General features: G+C 64.0%; 1 protein-coding gene. It reads right to left on the reverse strand.

Translation table 11 applies throughout. From position 1 onward, the window contains the following. Positions 1 to 110: 110 nt before the first annotated feature. Positions 111 to 1,406 carry an HNH endonuclease signature motif containing protein gene (locus GC106_RS46945; RefSeq protein WP_173142678.1) on the reverse strand — a complete coding sequence of 432 codons (1,296 nt, stop codon included), beginning with the start codon at positions 1,404 to 1,406 and terminating at the stop codon, positions 111 to 113. Between the last annotated feature and the right edge of the window lie 511 nt (positions 1,407 to 1,917).

A 1,917-nucleotide genomic window follows, 5' to 3' on the forward strand; every position in this document is an offset into this window, starting at 1 on the left:
GGCCTCCTCCCTCATCCGGCGAAGCTTGGCGCCGAGCTTGCGGCGCAGGAACGTGGGACGCGTTGGCTCAGTCACGTGTTCTCCCTGGGCGATACAGGGCGGTCATAGTGTCATTTGGCACCAACAAACTTGGAATTCCCACTGTGTAAGTGATTCCGCCGTGGTGTACGTACCGGGTCGACGTAGTCCGGCGGAGTGAACCAGGCGATGCCTCCGTCGAGCTTGACTTCCCACTCGCTACGGTGAATCAGCCGATGGTGCTGTCCACACAGGAGCACGAGGTTGCCCAGGGCGGTCGGCCCACCCCGCAGCCAGGACGTGATGTGGTGGCTGTGGCAGACGCTGGCGGGCCGGTCGCAGCCTGGGAACGCACACCCGCGATCCCTGAGCACCAGTCCACGCCGGATGTGCGCGGGCACGACATAGGCCGGGACCGCGACGTCGAGCGGTTTGGAATCTCCGCCCATGACCGCGGGAAGCACGTGTGCGTCGCAGGCGATCCGCCGCGCTTCACCCGCGGTCAATCGGGTGCCCGGCAAGACCCGCTCGTCCACCGATTTCGCCAGCTCGTCCATCGAGATCGTGAACGCCACCTCGGTCTTGTACCCGTTGTGCGTCGGCAGGTCCGGGCAGTTCGCGGCCTTCTGCAGCACGTCGGCGAAGGCGTCGCCGCCGCGTTCGGCGTACCCGCGCGTGTCGTCGGGTTCGCGCTTTTCAAACGGCGCAAGCAGTGCGTCGAACAGAGCGGCGGTCTCAGCATCCAGCCGCCCTTTGAACTCCATCCGCCCGTCGCGAAAGATATGCCGCCGCAGTTCTCGTTCCGGTCGCTGTGGCTCATCGTCCTCAGGCGCCTTGCCATCCGGGTCGACGACATCACGTACCCACCGCTCCCCATACCGGGCCAAAGCGTTCGGGTCGTCCTCGGCAGCACGCTCGACCATCAACTCTTCAGCCACGGCAACCTTTTCGGGCTCCACATGGTCGAGGCTGCCCACAAACTTCCGGATGACTTCAACCTGCCCGACGGTGATCTCACCGGCGGCGAGCTTCTTCGCGGTCAACGGAAGAAAAGCCTCGATCACCGCGCCGGTCGGAGTCTTCACGTCATGCAGGGCTGTGGCTTGGGCGATGCGCTGGTTGGCCTCACTGCGTGAGATGTTCTGGGTGTGGACGAGGAGTGCGGCGGTGTTGCTGTAGCCCAACTCGTACGCGGTTCCCCGGCCATCCAGTTCGGACAGGATCGCGAAGTACTCGGCATAGTCGCGGAGTATCCGTTTGTGCACGTCGGTCAACCGGGCGACAAGGTCCCGGTTGCCGAGCTGCCAGAGTGGTGTGGAAGCGATCTGCCCCATACGTCCAGGATACGCCGGTAAAACATGAAAGTCTTCGAACACCAGTACGATCACACGATAGGGGGACAAAACCCAAGTTTCCTTGACAGAACCCCAAAAGCGGCGGTGATCCGCCCACGAAACCCAGCCCCGAGCGTCAGCCAAACGGATCACCGCCGTCCCACAAGCGCGACAGCGCAAGGAAATCCTTCGTGCTCCCTTCCTCCCGTCTGGCCTGGGCGAAGCCCAACCATGGGGGTCAAGGGGTCGGCCCACGCGAAGAAACCAGGCTGGAAGCCAAACCGATCCCCTTGACGCCCATGGTTGCCTCAGGCAGGCCGGACGGGAGGAAGGGAGTGCGGCCCCCTCTCCTCTTGGTGGCCTGCCGGTCCGGCGAGGACAAAATGGAAAGCGACCACGACGCAACGCAACGGTAACCACAACGCGCCAGAAAGCTGGAAGGCGAGGTGCCGCAACGGCGACCACGACGTGCCAGAAGGCTGGAAGGCGACATGTCGCGGCGACCATGACGCAACGCAACGGTAACCACAACGCGCCAGAAAGCTGGAAGGCGAGGTGCCGCAAC

The organism is Kibdelosporangium persicum, from assembly GCF_013280595.1.
Taxonomy (GTDB): Bacteria; Actinomycetota; Actinomycetes; order Mycobacteriales; family Pseudonocardiaceae; genus Kibdelosporangium; species Kibdelosporangium persicum.